Source organism: Janthinobacterium sp. (genome assembly GCF_031995485.1).
Lineage (GTDB): Bacteria > Pseudomonadota > Gammaproteobacteria > Burkholderiales > Burkholderiaceae_D > Janthinobacterium.
The window spans coordinates 26342-45210 of sequence record NZ_DAMAGB010000022.1 but is presented as its reverse complement, the minus strand read 5'-3'; the positions used below and the strand labels follow the sequence as shown (position 1 = coordinate 45210).

21 protein-coding genes are annotated in these 18869 nt (G+C 62.8%); 16 read left to right on the top strand and 5 right to left on the bottom strand.

What is annotated here, in order from left to right:
- Positions 1–150 precede the first annotated feature (150 nt).
- The 9 genes from pilM (at position 151) to RTQ46_RS14000 (ending at position 7401) form a co-directional block, all read left to right on the top strand.
- Positions 151–1089, top strand: a complete 939-nt coding sequence (gene pilM, locus RTQ46_RS14040) for an agglutinin biogenesis protein MshI (RefSeq protein WP_312437428.1) — start codon at positions 151–153, stop codon at positions 1087–1089.
- Complete coding sequence (locus tag RTQ46_RS14035) at positions 1086–1775, top strand: MSHA biogenesis protein MshA (RefSeq protein ID WP_312437426.1); 690 nt, start codon at positions 1086–1088, stop codon at positions 1773–1775. Before pilM ends, RTQ46_RS14035 begins: the two co-directional genes overlap by 4 nt.
- Positions 1772–2506, top strand: coding sequence for an MSHA biogenesis protein MshJ (locus RTQ46_RS14030; RefSeq protein WP_312437424.1), 735 nt, complete (start codon positions 1772–1774; stop codon positions 2504–2506). The genes RTQ46_RS14035 and RTQ46_RS14030 overlap by 4 nt, the downstream gene beginning before the upstream one ends.
- Positions 2491–2856 carry an MSHA biogenesis protein MshK gene (locus RTQ46_RS14025; protein ID WP_312437422.1) on the top strand — a complete coding sequence of 122 codons (366 nt, stop codon included), beginning with the start codon at positions 2491–2493 and terminating at the stop codon, positions 2854–2856. The genes RTQ46_RS14030 and RTQ46_RS14025 overlap by 16 nt, the downstream gene beginning before the upstream one ends.
- Before the next feature lie 31 nt (positions 2857–2887).
- Positions 2888–4669: a pilus (MSHA type) biogenesis protein MshL gene (gene mshL, locus RTQ46_RS14020; protein WP_312437420.1), complete on the top strand. Its 1782-nt coding sequence runs from the start codon at positions 2888–2890 to the stop codon at positions 4667–4669.
- Positions 4670–5581, top strand: coding sequence for an AAA family ATPase (locus tag RTQ46_RS14015; protein WP_312437419.1), 912 nt, complete (start codon positions 4670–4672; stop codon positions 5579–5581).
- 19 nt (positions 5582–5600) lie between these two features.
- On the top strand, positions 5601–6695 hold the full coding sequence (locus RTQ46_RS14010; protein WP_312437417.1) for a tetratricopeptide repeat protein: 1095 nt from the start codon (positions 5601–5603) through the stop codon (positions 6693–6695).
- Between the two features lie 7 nt (positions 6696–6702).
- Positions 6703–7041, top strand: coding sequence for a hypothetical protein (locus RTQ46_RS14005; RefSeq protein WP_312437415.1), 339 nt, complete (start codon positions 6703–6705; stop codon positions 7039–7041).
- A 90-nt stretch (positions 7042–7131) separates the two neighbouring features.
- Complete coding sequence (locus RTQ46_RS14000; protein WP_312437414.1) at positions 7132–7401, top strand: hypothetical protein; 270 nt, start codon at positions 7132–7134, stop codon at positions 7399–7401.
- Between the two features lie 46 nt (positions 7402–7447).
- Here RTQ46_RS14000 and RTQ46_RS13995 read toward each other — a convergent pair whose 3' ends face one another.
- Both RTQ46_RS13995 and RTQ46_RS13990 read right to left on the bottom strand, forming a co-directional pair.
- Positions 7448–8626, bottom strand: a complete 1179-nt coding sequence (locus RTQ46_RS13995; protein ID WP_312437412.1) for a pyridoxal phosphate-dependent aminotransferase — start codon at positions 8624–8626, stop codon at positions 7448–7450.
- Between the two features lie 30 nt (positions 8627–8656).
- The gene (locus RTQ46_RS13990) at positions 8657–9115 is read right to left on the bottom strand and encodes a putative toxin-antitoxin system toxin component, PIN family (RefSeq protein ID WP_312437410.1); all 459 of its coding nucleotides are present in this window, start codon (positions 9113–9115) and stop codon (positions 8657–8659) included.
- A 29-nt stretch (positions 9116–9144) separates the two neighbouring features.
- Between RTQ46_RS13990 and yaaA the strand changes: the two genes are divergently transcribed.
- Positions 9145–9915 (top strand): peroxide stress protein YaaA, encoded by a 771-nt coding sequence (gene yaaA, locus RTQ46_RS13985; protein WP_312437408.1) that lies wholly within the window; start codon positions 9145–9147, stop codon positions 9913–9915.
- A gap of 96 nt (positions 9916–10011) precedes the next feature.
- Here yaaA and RTQ46_RS13980 read toward each other — a convergent pair whose 3' ends face one another.
- Positions 10012–10815, bottom strand: a complete 804-nt coding sequence (locus tag RTQ46_RS13980; RefSeq protein WP_312437407.1) for an outer membrane protein assembly factor BamD — start codon at positions 10813–10815, stop codon at positions 10012–10014.
- Between the two features lie 104 nt (positions 10816–10919).
- On the opposite strand from RTQ46_RS13980, the gene RTQ46_RS13975 reads away from it, so the two are divergent.
- Positions 10920–11930, top strand: a complete 1011-nt coding sequence (locus RTQ46_RS13975; protein ID WP_409518336.1) for an RluA family pseudouridine synthase — start codon at positions 10920–10922, stop codon at positions 11928–11930.
- Positions 11930–12712 (top strand): peptidoglycan editing factor PgeF, encoded by a 783-nt coding sequence (pgeF, locus tag RTQ46_RS13970; protein ID WP_312437405.1) that lies wholly within the window; start codon positions 11930–11932, stop codon positions 12710–12712. The genes RTQ46_RS13975 and pgeF overlap by 1 nt, the downstream gene beginning before the upstream one ends.
- Positions 12713–12738: 26 nt before the next feature.
- Here the strand turns inward: pgeF and RTQ46_RS13965 are convergent, their stop codons facing one another.
- Complete coding sequence (locus tag RTQ46_RS13965) at positions 12739–12981, bottom strand: hypothetical protein (protein WP_312437403.1); 243 nt, start codon at positions 12979–12981, stop codon at positions 12739–12741.
- A 91-nt stretch (positions 12982–13072) separates the two neighbouring features.
- Here RTQ46_RS13965 and phaC point away from each other — a divergent pair, with 91 nt between their 5' ends.
- The 4 genes from phaC (at position 13073) to RTQ46_RS13945 (ending at position 18469) form a co-directional block, all read left to right on the top strand.
- Complete coding sequence (gene phaC, locus RTQ46_RS13960) at positions 13073–14809, top strand: class I poly(R)-hydroxyalkanoic acid synthase (RefSeq protein ID WP_312437401.1); 1737 nt, start codon at positions 13073–13075, stop codon at positions 14807–14809.
- A gap of 189 nt (positions 14810–14998) precedes the next feature.
- A complete protein-coding gene (gene phaR / locus RTQ46_RS13955; protein WP_312437400.1) occupies positions 14999–15565 on the top strand; it encodes a polyhydroxyalkanoate synthesis repressor PhaR in 567 nt (188 codons plus the stop codon).
- Between the two features lie 204 nt (positions 15566–15769).
- Complete coding sequence (gene rimO, locus RTQ46_RS13950; protein WP_312437491.1) at positions 15770–17125, top strand: 30S ribosomal protein S12 methylthiotransferase RimO; 1356 nt, start codon at positions 15770–15772, stop codon at positions 17123–17125.
- A 177-nt stretch (positions 17126–17302) separates the two neighbouring features.
- Positions 17303–18469, top strand: coding sequence for a cystathionine beta-lyase (locus RTQ46_RS13945; protein ID WP_312437398.1), 1167 nt, complete (start codon positions 17303–17305; stop codon positions 18467–18469).
- Positions 18470–18508: 39 nt separating this feature from the next.
- On the opposite strand, the gene RTQ46_RS13940 is transcribed toward RTQ46_RS13945, so the two are convergent.
- On the bottom strand, positions 18509–18868 hold the full coding sequence (locus tag RTQ46_RS13940; RefSeq protein ID WP_312437396.1) for a hypothetical protein: 360 nt from the start codon (positions 18866–18868) through the stop codon (positions 18509–18511).
- Position 18869: the final 1 nt, after the last annotated feature.

Genomic DNA, 18869 nt, shown 5'->3' with positions numbered 1-18869 from the left:
CGGGATGACTTTGCGTGGTGTTTTCCGGAATAATTGTTGTCAATTGTTAATTTTTTCGCCTCCATCAGCTTGCGATGAATTAAAATTGGCTCGGTGCATTAGTCTGGTGGCAACATCGCTGTCTTTACATTTCATCTGTGGATTGGTCGCATGGGTTTATTCGCAAGAGCAAAAAAACGCGCAGGACTGCTGGCAACGGCGATCACGGCCGATGGCTTGTGCGCAGCGATCGTGACGGCGCGCAGCGACGGCAAGGCGCAGGTCAGGGCCGCGCTGTGGCAGGCCGGCGTCAAGCCGGCAGCCGGGCTGGAAAAACTGCACAAGGATCTGCAGGCCGCGTCCTACCGCTGCACCACCTTGCTGGGCGCCGCCGACTACCAGCTGCTGTCGCTCGAAGCACCGAACGTGCCGCCCGAAGAACTGAAGACGGCCGTGGGCTGGCGCCTGAAGGACATGCTCGACTTTCCGCTGGCGGACGCCACCATCGATGTGTTCGACATTCCACCCGACCAGAACGCGCCCGTGCGCGGCAAGTCCGTGTTTGCCGTGGCGGCGCGCAACAGCGCCGTCTCGCAGCGCCAGGGCCTGTATGCGGCGGCGAAGACCGGCCTGGCCATTATCGACATTCCCGAAATGGCGCAGCGCAATATCGCCGCCTTGCTGGAAACAGCGGGCCGCGGCCTGGCCATGCTGTCGTTCGATGCCGATGGCGGTTTGCTGACCGTCAATTTCAACGCGGAGCTATACCTGTCGCGCCGCATCGATGTCAAGCTGGCCCAGCTGGTCGACGGCAGCGACGACCAGAAACACCAGTACTACGACAAGATCACGCTGGAACTGCAGCGTTCGTTCGACCATTTCGACCGCCAGTTCCATTTCATTAACGTGATCAAGCTGGTGCTTGCGCCCACCGGCGCCGATGGCCTGCACGGCTACCTGGCCGACAATCTGTACATGCCGGTCGAAGTGCTGGACCTGGCGAGCGTGTTCGACTTCGGCGACGTGCCGCATTTGCAGGAAGCCGGCAGCCAGGCGCGCTTTTTCCTTACGCTGGGCGCGGCACTGCGCCAGGAAGCGGTGGCCTTATGAGCCAGCAGATCAATCTGTTCAACCCCGCTTTTGAAAAGCAGAAGCAGGTACTGGCGGCCGCCACCATGGCCCAGGGCCTGCTGCTGATACTCGTGATGGGCGCCGGCCTGGCCTGGTATGGCGCGCGCCAGGTGAAAGTGCTGGAGAGCGCGGCGGCGCAATCGAAGGCGCAACTGGCCGAGCGCGAAGCGCGCCGCGCCAAGGTGCTGGCCGACTATCCGGTGCGCGCGAAAGACCCGGCGATAGCGCTGGCGCTGGCGCAGGCCGAAGCCGATCGCAGCGCCTTGCTGGCAGCGCAGAAAACGCTGGAAGGCGGCGACTTGGGCAATCTCCACGGCTACTCCGCGTACTTTCGCGCGTTCGCCAACCGCAAGGTGGATGGCCTGTGGCTGACCGGCGCCAGCATTGCCGGCGCCGACAGCCAGATCGGCTTGCAGGGGCGCGCGCTGCAGCCGGCGCTGGTGCCCGCCTATATCACCGCGCTGGGCAGGGATCCGGTGTTGCGCGGGAAAACTTTCGCGCGGCTCGATATTGCCGAAAGCGTGCCGAAAACGCCGGCCAGTGGCATGGCCGCCCCTGTGCCTGCCGTATCGGTAGCCGCCGCCCGACCGGTGTCCTTGCCATATGTGGAATTTGATTTGCAATCGACGGCCGTGCCAGTCGAAGCGGGAGCGCCGGCACCATGAAACAGGACGACCTGAAACAGCGCTGGCGCAAGCTGGCAGCAAAAGTCGACGCGCTGAGCCTGCGCGAGCGCGTGATGGCGTTTGGTGCCAGCGCTGCGCTCGTTATTTTCCTGCTGTTTTCGCTGTTTCTCAATCCGCTGTTTGCGAAACAGAAACTGCTCAACGAGACGATGGCCACCGACCAGCAGATGATCGCCGGCATCGATGCCGAGATCCTGCTGAAAATCAGCGGCAACGGCGTCGACCCCGATGCGCGCGATCGCAAGGAGCTCGAACGCCTGCATCAGGAGCTGACACGCCTGACCAATACGCTGCGCATGGCGCAGGGTGGCCTGGTGCCGCCGGAGCGCATCGTGTTCCTGCTCGAACGGCTGCTCAAGCAACAGCCCCGGCTGCGCCTGGTGTCGCTGAAAACCCTGCCGTCGGCGCCGGTGGCCGGTGCCGCGCCCAAGGCCGGTGCCGCGTCCACTGCCTTGTCGGCGACGCCGCCCGCTGCCGGCACGCCGCCCGCGCCCGTCCTCAAAAGCGCGCCGCTGCTGTACCGCCACGGCGTGGAAGTGGTGCTGCGCGGCGGCTACATCGACATGGTCAACTATATGGAAGCGCTCGAAACGATGCCGACCCACGTTTTCTGGGGCGATGCGAAGCTGGAGGTCGAGCAGTATCCGAACGCCAGCCTGCGCCTGACCCTGTTTACACTGAGCCTGGACGACAAATGGATTTCACTGTGAAGCCGCATGTGCATGCAAGGCTGGCGCTGCTGGCTGCCGTGCTGCTGACCGCCACGGCAGGCGCGCAAAGCCTGGCCGATCCGACCCGCCCGCCGGACGCACCGCTGGCCGGCAGCGGCAGCGGCGCAATTGTCACGCGCGCCGCGCCGCAACTGCAATCGGTGCTGGTATCGAGCAGCGGGCGCAGGGTGGCGGTGATTGACGGACGCACCGTGCGCGTGGGCGACAAGCTGGGCGAGTTTATTGTGGCCGGCATTGCCGACACCAGTGTCACGCTGCGCCGTGGCAAAACTATTGAAACGATCAGGCTGTATCCGAAAGCTGCGGAGCAAAACCATGCAGGGAAGTAGCACTATGCACATCAATCAGAACAAGGCGAGCATGCTCAAGTTAACCAGAATGGCCGCCGCATTGGGCCTGGGCGCGAGCCTGTGTGCCTGTGTCGCACCGGCCCAGCGCGGTACGTATGACGCGATCAAGGCGCAAGTGGCGACCGCTGCCGCCACCACGACCGCCGCCACCCAGTCGGACGCCGTCGAGAACGCCTTGTTGCCGCCGGCGGCGGTGCTGGCCGGCCAGCTGCCGAAGGCGCGCGCGGTGCTCGATGAACGCTTCAATGTGGCCTTCAATAATGTGTCGGCACGCCAGTTCTACAATTCCATCGTTACCGGCACGCGCTACAACATCCTGGTCCATCCCGATGTACAGGGCAATGTGTCGGCCAACCTGAAAGACGTGACCCTGTTCGAGGCGCTCGACGCCGTGCGCGAAATGTACGGCTACGATTACAAGGTCGACGGCACGCGCATTTCGATCCGTCCGCTGACCATGCAGACGCGCATGTTCCAGGTCAACTACCTGACGGGCAACCGCAAGGGCAGCTCGAACCTGCGCGTGTCGTCGACCTCCGTCAACAGCGCCGGCACCAGCACCAGCGGCCAGAGTTCGGGCGGCGGCAATGGCCAGCAGCAGCCCCAGCAGCAGCCAGGCCAGCCGGGCCAGGGCGGCCAGGGCGCGGTGCAGGATAGCGCCAACGTCAGCACCACCTCCGACAGCGATTTCTGGCTGGAACTGAAGGAGTCGCTGGGCGCCATCGTTGGCGGCACCGGCGACGGCCGCAAGGTGGTGCTCAGTCCGCAATCTGGCGTGGTGGTGGTGCGCGCCATGCCGGACGAGCTGCGCGCGGTCGATGCGTATCTGAAGGCAACCCAGCTGTCGGTGGACCGCCAGGTGATCCTGGAAGCGAAGATCATCGAGGTGGAACTGAACGACAACTTCCAGACGGGCGTCAACTGGGCTTCGTTCGCCTCGATCAAGAGCGGCCACACCAACCGCATCTCGACCGGCTTCCTGGCCCCGGGCAGCAGCCTGGCGCCGCTGCCGTTCGCGGGCGGCCAGCCGCCGACGATCACCAACGGCGCCAGCGGCATTTCGGCCAGCACCGGTTTTGGCCTCAGTTCGGCCGCCTCGGCCGCCGGCTCGATGTTCGGCCTGGCCCTGCAGACGAGCAATTTCGCCGCCATGATTTCCTTCCTGGAATCGCAAGGCAGCGTGCATGTGCTGTCGAGCCCGCGCATCGCCACCATGAACAACCAGAAGGCCGTGCTGAAGATCGGCACCGACGAGTTTTTCGTTACGGGCGTGAGCACCACCGTCACCTCGACCGGCACCACCGGCGGCACCACCTCCAGCCCGAACGTCACCTTGCAGCCGTTCTTTTCCGGCGTGGTGCTGGACGTGACGCCGCAGATCGACGAGAACGGCAATATCATTTTGCACGTGCACCCGTCGGTCAGCCAGGTCACCACCGTGACCAAGGATGTCGACCTGGGCAGCGCCGGCTCGCTGAAGCTGCCGCTGGCCGCGTCGAGCACCTCCGAGATGGACAGCATGGTGCGCAGCCAGGACGGCCGCATCGTGGCGATCGGCGGCCTGATGCGCCAGTCGACCACCAATGACCGCTCGCAAGTGCCGGGCGCCGGCAATGTGCCGCTGCTGGGGGCGCTGTTCCGCAACACGGGCCAGACCGTCCAGAAGCGCGAACTGGTGGTGCTGATCAAGCCGACCATCGTCGAAGGCGCCAACAGCTGGAACGAGGATTTGCTCGATTCGGGCAAGCGCATCGAGGCGCTCGACCCACGCCGCCCGGCGGAGCGGCGCTAAATGTACCAGGCCCATTTCGGCTTGCGCGAGGCGCCATTCGGCCTCACGCCCGATACCAGTTTCTTTTTCAACGGCCCGCAATCGCAAAAGGCGCTCAACACCCTGCTGGTGGCGGCGCGCAATGGCGAAGGCTTCATCAAGATTACTGGCGAAGTGGGTACTGGAAAAACGTTTTTATGCCGCAAATTCATGCAGTCCCTGGGCCCGGAGTTTGTCACTGCGTACATACCCAATCCCAACCTGGCGCCGCACTCGCTGATCCTGGCGCTGGCCGATGAACTGGCGGTGCTGCTGCCGAAGGATGCGGACCAGCACCAGCTGCTCAAATCGATCAATCTGCGCCTGCTGAACCTGGCGGCGCAGGGCAAGCGCGTGCTGCTGTGCCTCGATGAAGCGCAGGCAATTCCCGTTGACAGCCTCGAAGCGCTGCGCCTGCTGACCAATCTGGAAACGGAAAAGCGCAAGCTGCTGCAGATCGTGCTGTTCGGCCAGCCGGAGCTCGACGCCAAGCTGGCGCTGCCGGAAATCCGCCAGCTGGCCCAGCGCATCACGTTTCACTACCACCTGGGACCATTGTCGCGCGACGATGTCGAGTTTTATGTCGCGCACCGCCTGCGCGTGGCCGGCTTCGATGGCGCGCGCCTGTTCAGCCGGGGCGCCGTGGCGCGGCTGTATGCGGCCAGCGGCGGCATTCCGCGCCTGGTCAATATCATGGCGCACAAGGCGCTGATGGTGGCGTATGGCGAAGGCCGCCAGCAGGTCAGCCGCCGCCATGTGGCGCTGGCCGCCAGCGATACGGTGGCCAGCCGCAATGCGTGGAACGGCGCGTGGCGCACGCGCTGGCCCTGGCTGGCCGGCGCCGGCGTGCTGGCCGCCGCCTGCACCCTGAGCTGGACTTTACTGAACCGATGATGATGGAACGAACCCGCAGATGAGCCTGATTAACAAGATGTTGCAAGATCTCGATGCCCGCGGCACGCCGGACGGGCGTGGCGACGCGGCCGGCATCCGCGCCGTGCCGGAGCGCGAACGCGGCCTGCCGCGCGCGGTGGTGTTCGGCGGCGCCGCCGGCCTGACGGCGATTGCGATTGCGCTCGGCTGGATCTACCTGAAACGTCCTGGCGTGCCGCCGGTGCTGGTCAATGTGGCGCAGCTTCCAGCCCCGGCACCAGCACCGGTTGCGGTCCCGGTCCCGGTCACGGCGCCTGCGGCGATTCCGGTTGCCGCTGCCGCACCGGTCACGACGCAGATGCCGGCGGCCGAGCCGGTTCCAGCACCGGTACTGGAAGAGACGCCTGCCGCGCGCGAGAAAAAGCCGGCGGAAAAGGTGCGCCGGGAAGAACTGCGCCGCATCGCTGACGCAGCGCCGGCGCGCGTCGCCAGGCCAGCGCCGGTGCCCGCCGTCAGCGAAAAAATCATCGTCGAAGGCAAGCAGGTCACGGCCCAGCAAAGCGTCGACAACAGCTACCGCCGCGCGCTGGCGCATCTGCAGGACGGCCGCCTGGACGACGCCATGGCCTTGCTGCAGCAAACCCTGCAGCGCGATCCGCGCCACCAGGGCGCGCGCGAGACGCTGGTGCGCCTGCTGCTCGAAGCGCAGCGTCCCGATGAAGCCATGCGCCAGCTGCAGCAAAGCCTGGCGCTGGACCCGAAACAGCCGGCGCAAGCCATGACCCTGGCGCGCCTGCAGCTCGATCGTCCTGGCGGCGGCGCGGCGGCGCTGGACACGCTCAAGCGCAGCCTGCCGTTTGCCGGCGAGCATCTCGACTACCGCGCCCTGCTGGCCGGCGTGCTGCAGCGCGAACAGCGCTACCATGAAGCGGCCGAGCAGTACCAGCTGGCCCTGCAGTCGGCGCCCGACAACAGCGTCTGGTGGATGGGCCTGGGCATCGCGCTGCAGGCCGACAACCAGCCGGCGCAGGCGAAGGCGGCGTTCGAGCGGGCCAAAGGCCTGCAGACGCTGTCGCCGCAATTGCAGGCGTTTGTCGAGCGCAAGCTGGTACAGCTGGCGGCAGCGGGAAAATAGACGCGCCATGGCTGTCTATTTCAATCTTGCGCATGGCACCAAGCCACTGGCGCACGCGTCCAACTTCCCTTGGCCCTACGATATCGACATCTGCTTCGAGCAAGTTGCCCACCCGATCGCCTTCAGCGAAGGTGTCGGCCACGGCTCGGCCGGCTGCGCGCTGTCCGCCAGCGACGCTCTTGGAGCAACGTGGCGCGCGCATTTCGAGATCACGCAGTCCGCCTGGCTGATTCCTTATATTGAAAGACTGGCGCAAGGCACGCCGTTGCCGCGCGATGACATGCTGTGCCGTTATCTTGAACTGCATGGCAAACAGCCCGACAGCTACGAATCGGCATTTTCATGAGGCTGGCGACTTGCCCGATAACGGCGTAAGATGGGTTGCTCAGCTTGTTTTGCACTGCCCCTGCTGATAATTGAAACGAAGGTAAAAGTGATGACATCCGAGAAAAAATACGCGAAACTGCCTGGTATAGCCTTGGTCGTCTGCGGCCTGCTGGCCATGTCCGCCTATCAGATCATGCTGCATGTGCCGCATCCGGCCATGTTTGACAACGATCTCGTGCACGGCCTGTGGCTGGGCGTCAGTTTCGGGCTGGAGCTGCTGGGTCTCTACCTGCTGGCCAAACAAAACAGGGTGCCGGTGTCGCGCCGCCAGGCTGATCCTGAGCCAGGACACCGCCATGGCGGTCGCCAGCAAAGGTAGGCGCCGCATGGTGGTGGTGCCACACTGACGGCGCAAACAAGCTGCTTCAGATCGCGCGCAGGCGCTCCAGTGCCAGGTTCAGCGTGTCGTCCTTCTTGGCAAAGCAGAAGCGCACGATGCCTGACTCTTTCGCTTCGGCATAGAACGCCGAGACGGGGATTGCCGCCACCTTCAGTTCGGTCGTCAGCCATTCGGCAAATTGCGCCTCGCTGTCCTGCGAAATCGCCGCATATTTCACGCATTGAAAGTAAGTGCCGTCGGCCGGCAGCAGTTCGAATCGGCTGCCGGCCAGGCCGGCGCGGAACAGGTCGCGCTTGCGCTGGTAGAACGCGGGCAGCTCCAGATATGGCTGCGGGTCCGCCATGTAGCTGGCCAGGCCGTGCTGCATCGGCGTGTTGACGGTAAACACGTTGTACTGGTGCACCTTGCGAAACTCCATCGTCATGGTGGAGGGCGCCGCCACGTAGCCCACCTTCCAGCCCGTCACGTGATACGTCTTGCCGAAGCTCGACACGACAAACGTGCGCGCCGCCAGTTCCGCATGGCGGCTCAATGAAGCATGCGGCACGCCGTCATACACCATGTGTTCATACACTTCATCGGACAGCAGCAAAATCTGCGTGCCGCGCACGATGTCGGCCAGTTTCTCGATATCGGCCGCGCGCAGGATGGTGCCGGTCGGGTTGTGCGGCGTGTTGATGATGATCAGCCGTGTCTGGCGCGTCACGGCGCTGACCAGCTTGTCCCACGGCACGCTGTAGCCATGTTCGCTTACTTCCATCGCCACCAGCACCGGCACGCCGCCGGCCAGCGCGATGGCGGGCAGGTAGCTGTCGTAGGCCGGTTCGATCACGATCACTTCGTCGCCCGGATGCACGCAGCACAGGATGGCCGTCGTCAGCGCCTGGGTGGCACCGGCCGTGACGGTGATTTCCGTGGCCGCGTCATATTGATGGCCGTACAGCCGGGCGATCTTGGCGGCAATCGCCTCGCGCAGGGGCGCCGCGCCCGTCATCGGCGGGTACTGGTTGTGGCCGGCGCGCATTGCGTCTGAAACAGCCTCGACCAGTGCCGGTTTGCAGGCGAAATCGGGAAAACCCTGGCCCAGGTTGACGGCGCCGTGCTGGGCCGCCAGCGCCGACATGCGGGTAAACACGGTGGTGCCGACCGCAGGCAGGCGGGTTTGCAGGGCAGGGGTCAGGATCGGGTGCGAAGATGGGTTCATGGCTGTGCGGAAGTGGAAACGTTGCCTATTCTAGCGCAGCGTGCCTGCCTCCGGGGCCGCAGCCGGCGTCCAGCCTTCCGGCACCATGATCTTGAACATGCCTGCCTTTGCCGTCTTGCGCGCCAGCTTCAGCAAGGCCTTGTCCTTGGTGATGAGGATGTCGGCGCTGGCGTCGCGCGCCAGTTCCAGGAATTTCTGGTCGTCCTTGTCGGTGCAAACGGGCAGGCGCACGCCGGAGGCGGGCGGCGCCACCATCGTGATCAGCGCATCGAAACGCTCGGCGGCCACCGCTCGGCTCGCCTCGTCGAGCGGCAGATGCTTGTAGTGCAGCACCACCAGGTATTCGGAGCGGCAATCTTCGCGCGTGATGGCCTGTACCGCGCCGCTTTCCATGGCCGCCAGCAGGGCGGCCCAGCGCGGGTCGTTGAAGACGAACAGGTCGAGACAGACATTGGTGTCGAGGACGAGTTTCTGTGGAGCAGGTATCATGTCGGCAATTCTATTTTGTAGTGAATATTATGTTGATCGTGCTTTCGCCCGCCAAGAGTCTCGACCTGGAGACGCCGCCAACCACCTCGTTGCACAGCACCCCCGATTTTCTCGACCATTCGGCACAGCTGATCGAGCGCATGCGCCAGTTTTCGCCCGCGGAAGTAGGCAGCCTGATGGGCATTTCCGATGCCTTGTCCAGCCTTAACGTGGCCCGCTATGCGTCGTGGACGCCAGAACTGACCGATGCGCGCCAGGCCATCATGGCCTTCAATGGCGACGTCTACGCCGGCTTCGAGGCGCGCACCTTGCAGAGCGACCAGCTTGACTATGCCCAATCGCGCGTGCGCATCCTGTCCGGCCTGTATGGCCTGCTGCGTCCGCTCGACCTGATCCATCCGCACCGGCTGGAAATGGGCACGCGCCTGTCGACCGCGCGCGGCAAGGACCTGTACGCGTTCTGGGGCGACACCATTACCGACGCCCTGAACCGCACGGCAGGCGAGAATAAAGCAAAGGTGCTGGTCAACCTGGCGTCCGAAGAATACTTCAAATCGGTCAGGCCGCGCCAGCTGACGGTGCCGGTGATCACGCCCGTGTTCGAAGACTGGAAGAGCGGCAAATACAAGATCATCTCGTTCTACGCCAAACGCGCGCGCGGCATGCTGGCGCGCTATGCGGCGGTCAACCAGATCCGCGATCCGCAGCAGCTCAAGCAGTTCGATGTGGATGGCTACGCGTATGTGCCGGAGGCGTCGAATGACAGCAGCTGGGTGTTCCGGCGCCGAATCGCAGAATAACCCCCAAGCAACTGCCGGGGGTCGGACCCTCAGGGTCCGACCCCGTACTTGCCGTCGGGTTTAAAAAAAACCGGAGCAAGCTCCGGTTTTTTCATGTTACTGCCAGAACTTCCACCACTTGCGTTCCTTGTTCACCCCTTCCGGGCTGAGGAAGGCGGTGGTCGGGTAGTTCTTGTTCAGCACGCGCAGCGCGTCGTCGCGCAGGTCGGTCATGCCCAGCTTGTCGTACGAGCGGTACATGATGAACAGCGCTTCTTCGATTGCCGGCGAGGCGGCGAAGTCGCTCACGGTGGTCTGTGCGCGGTTCGCTGCGGCCAGGTAGGCGCCGCGGCGGTAGTAGTAGCGCGCCACGTGGACTTCATACTTGGCCATCGCATCGATCAGGTAGTTCATGCGCGCCAGCGAGTCGGGCGTGTACTGGCTGTTCGGGAACTTGTCGACCAGTTGCTTGAAGGCCGCAAACGCTTCGCGCGTGGCCTTCGGATCGCGTTCGGTCGGATCCTGTTCGTACAGGAAGTTCAGGAAGCTAATCTGGTCGTTAAAGCTGATCAGGCCCCGCAAGTAGTACATATAATCCACATTGGCGTGGTTAGGATGCAACTTGATGAAGCGTTCGACGGCGGCCAGTGCCTGAGCCTGGTCTCCCGACTTATAATACGCGTAAGCGATCTCCATCTGCGCTTGCAGAGCGTAGTTGCCGAAAGGATAGTTAGCCTCCAGCTTCTGGAACAGTCCGATTGCAGCCTCATAGTGCTGCCCGGACATTTCTTCACGCGCCTCCGAGTATAATTTCGTAACAGACCAGTTTTTGGTCTCATCCACTTTTTCCGGCAACAAGCTGCAAGCGGACATGCCGAGCAGAACGACTGAAGCGACTACCAACGATAATTTTTTTTGCATGACGTTTTGCAAGAAGGTTTTAACCAAGATTTTACAATAGGCTGATTATAGCCGATGGGAATGCTGTGATATTAACTCCGAAGCCTAATTTGGCTGACCCCGTGTTGGACTCCCTTTCTGAACATGACGTTGAGGACGTCTTTGACGGTGATTTTTCCGCCGACGACCTCGTCGACGACATGGCCCCGATCGAACTGGAACTGACCCCGGACGCCTGTGGCCAACGCCTCGACAAAGTGATCTCCAAGCTGGTGCCGCAGTACTCGCGCAGCCGCCTGCAACTGTGGGTCGAGGCCGGTTTCGTCACCGTCGACGGAAAAGTTGCCAAGCGCAATATGACCGCCTATGGCGATGAAAAGATCGTCATTCTGCCGCAAAGCGCGCCGGAAGACGAGGCTTTTAAGCCTGAAGCGATGGAATTGAACATCGTGCACGAAGACGAGCATATCATCGTCATCAACAAACCGGCCGGACTGGTGGTGCATCCGGGACCGGGCAACTGGTCGGGCACCTTGCTCAACGGCCTGCTGCACCATTGCCCGCAACTGGCCGGCGTGCCGCGCGCCGGCATCGTGCACCGCCTGGACAAGGATACCAGCGGCCTGATGGTGGTGGGCAAGACGCTGGCCTCGCAGACCGACCTGGTGCGCCAGCTGCAGGCACGCACCGTCAAGCGCGAATATTTTGCGCTGGTGTGGGGCACGCCGAAACCGGCCGGCACCATCGACGCCTCGATCGCGCGCCACCCGCGCGACCGCGTCAAGATGGCCGTGTCCGAAAATTTCACGGCCAAGCCGGCGATCACCCACTACGAGCTGCTCAACAGCGGTGAACTGGACCGCCGTCCCGTCAGCCTGATGCAGTGCCGCCTGGAAACGGGTCGCACGCACCAGATCCGCGTCCACATGCAGCACCTGGGCTTTGCGCTGGTCGGCGACGCCGTGTATGGCAAGCAGCACCTGGTGTCGGTATTCCCGCGCCAGGCGCTGCAGGCACGCCGCCTGGGCCTGGTGCATCCGGGCAGCGGCAAACCCTGCGAATGGATCGTGCCGGTGGCCGACGACTTCGCCGCGCTGCTGGCCACGGCCGGCATTCCCGAGCCGGAACAGGTCTGATGGCAACCCTGCCTGCCATCATTCCGCACTGGCCCGGCCTGCCTGCGAACGTGGGCGCCTTGTCGACCGTGCGCGCCGGCGGCGCCAGCCTGGGCGTATATGGCGACGGGCAGGGCGGTGGCGGCCTGAACCTTGGCGTGCATGTCGGTGACGATGCCGCACTGGTGGCGCAGAACCGCGCGCAGCTGGTGGCCCTGCTGCCGTCGGAACCTGCCTGGCTGAACCAGGTACATGGCGTGGCGGTGGCCGATGCTGCCAGCGTGCACGGCAGCGTGCCCGATGCCGACGCCAGTGTGGCGTCCACACCCGGCGCGGTGTGCCTGGTAATGACGGCCGACTGCCTGCCGGTGCTGTTCAGCTCAAACGACGGTGACGTGGTGGCGGCGGCCCATGCCGGCTGGCGCGGCCTGGCCAGCGGCGTCTTGCAGCGTACGGTGCAAGCCATGCGCGCGAGCGGCGCCGGCGAGATTCTTGCCTGGCTGGGGCCCGCGATCGGTCCCGGGCAATTCGAAGTGGGGCAGGATGTGCTGCAGGCCTTCAGCGAAAGCGCAGTCGATGCGGCAGAGCATGCTGCCGTGCAGGCGGCATTTGCCGCCATCGGCGGCAGGCCGGGCAAATACCTGGCCGATATCTATGCGCTGGCGCGCCTGCATCTGGCGCGCGAAGGCGTGACGCAGGTGGCGGGCGGCGAGTACTGCACCGTCAGCGATGCGGCGCAGTTTTATTCATATCGGCGCGATGGCGTCACCGGACGACAGGCCAGTTTGATCTGGCGCAAATAATCTTGACTCATCCTGGCGGCAGACACTTATGTGTCTGCCGTTTTTGTTTTATCGTCTGCTGTGGTGCTGGCCGGGGCGTTTGCGACGGCACGCGCATTCATCTCGGCAATGCGCGCGGCCTTGCGTTTGCGCCGCCCTGAACCCGTCAGATAGAATAGGATGGACAGCGGGATGACGCAGTACAGCAAAAAGGTCATCAGGCCGGCGACGACAGACGGTTCCGTCAGCGCCATCAGGCCGACGACGTAGATCCAGGCAATGGCGGTCATCAGCATCATCGTTTGACAGCAATCATAAAAAGTAATGGTATGTACTGCGCAGCATAAGACTACAACTTAATTCTTGAATGGACTTCAACCTATGAATATGCCCGATCCTCAAGCGATGACCAGGGAGTGGATGGCGCAGATCAGCGACCCGAACCACTGGAAAACCTGGTTCAACATGGTGCCGCAACCGGCCAGCAATCCGATTGCCGGCATTTTGCAGGATGCGGGCGCCAGCATCAAGCCGGAAGTGATCGAGCAGCTGAAAAACGCCTACATGAGCAAACTGACTGGCTTGTGGGCCGACTTTATGGCCGGCAAGACGCCAGAGCTGAAAGACCGCCGCTTTGCCGCGCCAGCCTGGCATGCCAGCCCGCTGTCGGCCTTCAATGCCGCCGCCTACCTGCTCAATGGCGAATTCCTGATCGCCATGGCGGAATCGGTCGAAGCGACGCCGCACCAGAAGCAGAAGATCCGCTTCGCGGTGCAGCAGATCGTCGACGCCATGTCGCCCGCCAATTTCCTGGCCACCAACCCGGATGCCCAGCAGACCCTGATCGAAACCAAGGGCGAAAGCCTGGCCAAGGGCCTGACCAATATGCTGGCCGACATGCAGAAGGGCCGCATTTCGCAGTCCGACGAAAAAGCGTTCGAAGTGGGCCGCAACGTGGCCACCACGCCGGGCACGGTGGTATTTGAAAATGAACTGTTCCAGCTGATCCAGTACACGCCAACGACCGCCACAGTACACCAGCGCCCGCTGTTGATGGTGCCGCCATGCATCAACAAATTCTATATCCTTGACCTGCAGCCGGAAAATTCGCTGGTGCGCTACGCGGTCGAACAGGGCAATACCGTGTTCCTGATGTCCTGGCGCAATGCCGACATGAGCATGCAGCACGTGACCTGGGACGATTACGTGGAGCAGGGCGTAATCGAAGCGATCCGGGTCACGCAGGATATTTCCGGGCAGGACAAGTTGAACATGTTCGGCTTTTGCGTGGGCGGCACCATTGTCTCGACCGCGCTGGCCGTGCTCAAGGCGCGCGGACAGGATCCGGCTGCCAGCCTGACACTGCTGACCACCTTCCTCGATTTCTGCGACACGGGCGCGCTCGAAGTGTTCATCGACGAGCCGCAAGTGGCGCTGCGCGAGCAGACGCTGGCCAAGGGCGGCCTGATGTCGGGACGTGACCTGGGCAGCACTTTTTCCAGCCTGCGTCCGAACGACCTGGTGTGGAACTACGTGCAGTCGAATTACCTGAAGGGCAAGGAGCCGCCGGCGTTCGACTTGCTGTACTGGAACGGCGACGGCACCAGCCTGCCAGGTCCGATGTTCTGCTGGTACCTGCGCAATACCTACCTGGAAAACAGCCTGAAAGTGCCGGGCAAGCTGACGGTGGCCGGTGAAAAAGTCGATTTGTCGCGCATCGATGCGCCGGCCTTTATCTACGGCTCGCGCGAAGACCATATCGTGCCGTGGGGCGCGGCGTATGCCAGCACGGCGCTGCTGAACCCGAAAAAGCCGAAGGCGAACCGTTTTATCCTGGGCGCATCGGGCCATATCGCCGGCGTGATCAATCCGGCCTCGAAGAAAAAGCGCAGCTACTGGAGCTACGACCAGCCGCGCAATGCCCGCTCAAAAGCCTTGAGCGCGGAGCAGTGGATGGACGGCGCGACCGAACACGCGGGCAGCTGGTGGCCGGAATGGGCGGCGTTCCTGGCCGAACATGGCGGCGCGGATGTCAAGGCGCCAGCCAAGCCGGGCAACAGGCGCTATCCGGCCATCGAAGCGGCGCCGGGGCGCTATGTCAAGGTCAGGGCGGATTAGCATCCATCTTGTCAAGAACCTACTTTTAGTTGCGTTGCAATAAAACGTGGAAACTTCGCGCCGAATATGCAATGTCGCGGAGTTCCACTCTATAATGCAAAAAGTAGGCAGGTGCGAAAGCGGACCTCACGTTCGCTTTTTTTTCGGATCAACTCAGTATGCGCTGCGGCGCAATAAGTGGAACTTCTGATGAGTAGTGCAAAAAAAAGTATAGACCGCCTGATCAAGAAATACCCGAATCGCCGTCTGTACGACACCCAAACCAGTTCCTACATCACGCTGACGGACGTCAAGCAGCTGGTGCTGGACAACGAAGAATTCACGGTGGTCGACGCCAAGTCGAGTGAAGACCTGACGCGCAGCATCCTGCTGCAGATCATCCTGGAGGAAGAGGCCAGCGGCGTGCCGATGTTCTCGAGCGGCGTGCTGTCGCAGATCATCCGCTACTATGGCCACGCCATGCAGGGCATGATGGGTTCTTACCTGGAAAAGAACGTCCAGGCATTTACCGATATCCAGCACAAGTTCACCGGCACCTCGGCCGGCAGCTTCGAAGGCAAGCCGTTCAGCCCTGAAATGTGGACCCAGTTCATGAACGTCCAGGGCCCGATGATGCAGGGCATGATGAACAACTACATCGACCAGAGCAAGAGCCTGTTCGTGCAGATGCAGGAGCAGATGCAGAACCAGAGCAAAAGCCTGTTCGGCAGCTTCCCGTTCGTGCCGCCGGTGGTGCCACCGACGGACAAGAAGTAATCAGTTCGACATCATGCGAGGGCGGTTTGCGCCGCCCTTAGTTGTATTCGCCGCATGATGTCAGCTCGATCGCAGCATAGTTGTGCAGGCAAGGGGCGGCTCGGGGTACAATAGCCGATTCGCCTCACCATTTTCCAGCTGCCAACTATGTCTGAAATTCACCGTATTCCCGTTCCTTCCGCCAAGCCAGAGGCCATGCTGGCCATGCCAGGTGCGGCGCCGAAAGTGGGCTTTGTCTCGCTCGGCTGCCCGAAAGCGCTGGTCGATTCCGAACAAATCCTGACCCAACTGCGCGCCGAAGGCTACGAAACGGCGAAATCCTATGCGGGCGCCGATCTGGTGATCGTCAATACCTGCGGCTTTATCGACGCTGCCGTGCAGGAGTCGCTCGACGCCATCGGCGAAGCCCTGGCCGAAAACGGCAAAGTCATCGTGACCGGCTGCCTGGGCGCCAAGAAAGATGCGGCCGGCGACGACATCATCATGAAGGTGCACCCGAAAGTGCTGTCCGTGACCGGCCCGCACGCGCTGGCCGAGGTGATGGACTCGGTCCACCTGCACCTGCCGAAACCGCATGCGCCATTCCTGGACCTGCTGCCGCCGCAAGGCGTCAAGCTGACGCCGAAACACTATGCCTACCTGAAAATTTCCGAAGGCTGCAACCATCGCTGCAGCTTCTGCATCATCCCGTCGATGCGCGGCGACCTGGTGTCGCGCCCGATCGGCGAACTGATGATGGAAGCGGAAAACCTGTTCAAGTCCGGCGTCAAGGAACTGCTGGTCATTTCGCAGGACACTTCGGCCTATGGCGTGGACGTCAAATTCCGCTCCGGCTTCTGGAACGGCCGTCCCGTCAAGACCCACATGACCCAGCTGACCGAAGCGCTGGGCGAGCTGGCCAAGTCGTACGGCGCCTGGGTGCGCCTGCACTATGTGTACCCGTACCCGCACGTCGACCAGATCATTCCGATGATGAGCGGCGGCCACATTTTGCCTTACCTCGACATCCCGATGCAGCATGCGCACCCTGATGTACTGAAGCGCATGAAGCGTCCGGCCAGCGGCGAGAAAAACCTGGACCGCATCCAGGCCTGGCGCGCCATCAACCCGGACCTGACGATCCGCTCGACCTTTATCGCCGGTTTCCCGGGCGAAACGGAAGCCGAGTTCGAATACCTGCTGGACTTCCTCAAGGAAGCGCAGATCGACCGCCTGGGCTGCTTCGCCTATTCGCCGGTCGAGGGCGCGACCGCCAACGAGATCGCCAATCCGGTGCCGGAAGAGCTGCGCGAAGAGCGCCGCGGCCGCGTGATGCTGCTGCAGGAAGAAATCTCGAAGAAACGCCTGCAGGCCAAGGTCGGCAAGACCGTGCGCGTGCTGATCGATGAAGTTACGCGTACCGGCGGCGTGGGCCGTTCCAGCGCCGATGCGCCGGAAATCGATGGCGTCGTGTATGTCAAGCCGCCGTACGAGCCGCACCGCAAGCTGGCGGTCGGCCAGTTCGTTGACGTGACCATCACGTCAGCGGACGCCCATGATCTCTGGGGTGCTGCCGAGTAAAAACGTCCATGCCGGTGTTGCGCTGCCTTGCCGTACAGCAAGGTACTGTCTTCGGCAGCGCGCCTTGGCCTGAACGTTTGTACGCAAATGTAACAGCCATACGGCGCGCAAGGGCAGTAGCCCTTACAATCAAGGCGGACTCGCACTGTGCAGTCCGCCTTTTTTATTGCCGACGCCATGAGTACACCCAAATCCACGCAAACCGCCCTGATCCACAGCGACTACCAGGCGCCGCCCGGTTTTGCCGCTTTTCCCAACGCCATCCATCACGCCTCGACGGTGCTGTTCAAGGATGTGGCGGCCATGCGCTCGGGCAACTGGAAAGAAAAAAACGCCTACACCTACGGCCTGCACGGCACGCCCACCACGTTTACGCTGGAAGCGCGGCTGGCCGAAATCGAAGGCGGCAGATATTGCCTCCTGGCGCCGTCGGGCCTGGCGGCGATCGCCATGGTCGATTTTGCATTGCTGAAAAGCGGCGACGATGTGCTGCTGCCGGAAAATGTGTATAACCCGAACCGCGAACTGGGCCGCTGGCTGTCGCAGGATTTCGGCATCACGGCGCGCTATTACGATCCGCTGGTCGGCGCCGGCATTGCCGAACTGATCCAGCCGAACACCAAACTGATCTGGGCCGAGGCGCCCGGTTCCGTCACCATGGAAGTGCCGGACCTGCCCGCCATCTGCGCCGCCGCCCATGCGCGCGGCGTGCTGGTGGCGCTGGACAATACCTGGTCGGCCGGCCTGGCGCTGCGCGGCTTCGAGCTGGGCGCCGATATCGTGATGCAGGCGCTGACCAAATACCAGTCGGGCGGCTCGGACGTACTGATGGGAGCGGTGATCACGCGCGAGCCAGCCTTGCGCGACCGGCTGGCGCTGGCGCACATGCGGCTCGGCATGGGCGTGGGCGCGGACGACGCCTACTTGGTGCTGCGCGGCCTGCCGACCATGAAGCTGCGTTTCGATGCGCATGACGCGGGCGCGCGCACGGTGGCGGGCTGGCTCAAGGGCAGGCCGGAAATTGCCACGGTGCTGCATCCGGCATTCGAGGATTGTCCGGGCCACGCCATCTGGCAGCGCGACTTCACGGGTGCGGGCGGCTTGTTTTCGGTGCTGTTCGACGCCAGCCATACGGAAGCACAGACGGACCGCTTTGTCGACGCCTTGAAATTGTTCGGGATCGGCTACAGCTGGGGTGGTGCGAACAGCCTGGTAATGCCGTACCGCATGGCCGGCATGCGCAAAGGCTGGCAGCAGCCAGGCCAGCTGGTGCGCTTCAATGTGGGGCTGGAAGCGCCCCAGGACCTGATCGCCGATATCGAACAGGCCTTCGCGGCAATGTAGGGGCAGCAGGCAGGCGCTTGCGCCTGCTTGCGGCACAATTTACGGCATCGGATTGTTGCTGTTGAGGTCGATAAAGCCGCGCAGCAAACGATAGGCTTTCCACAGCCAGGCCAGGCCCCAGACGGCGATGGCGACCGGAATGCCGATCAGCGTGATCCACAGGATGGCGCCCACCACGATCCAGAACACGTACCACCAGAACGAGCGGATCTGCCAGCTGTGGTGGCTATGGACAAACGTGCCGGCCGCATCGCCCCGCTTGAGGTAATTGACAATCAGCGGAATGAAGGAAAAAGCGCCCAGCGAAAACACAAAGCTGGCGCCATGTATCAGGTACAGCCACCAGGCCAGGGTCTTTGCCTGTTGGACATTGTTATCCAGAATAAGTTGTTGTGACATA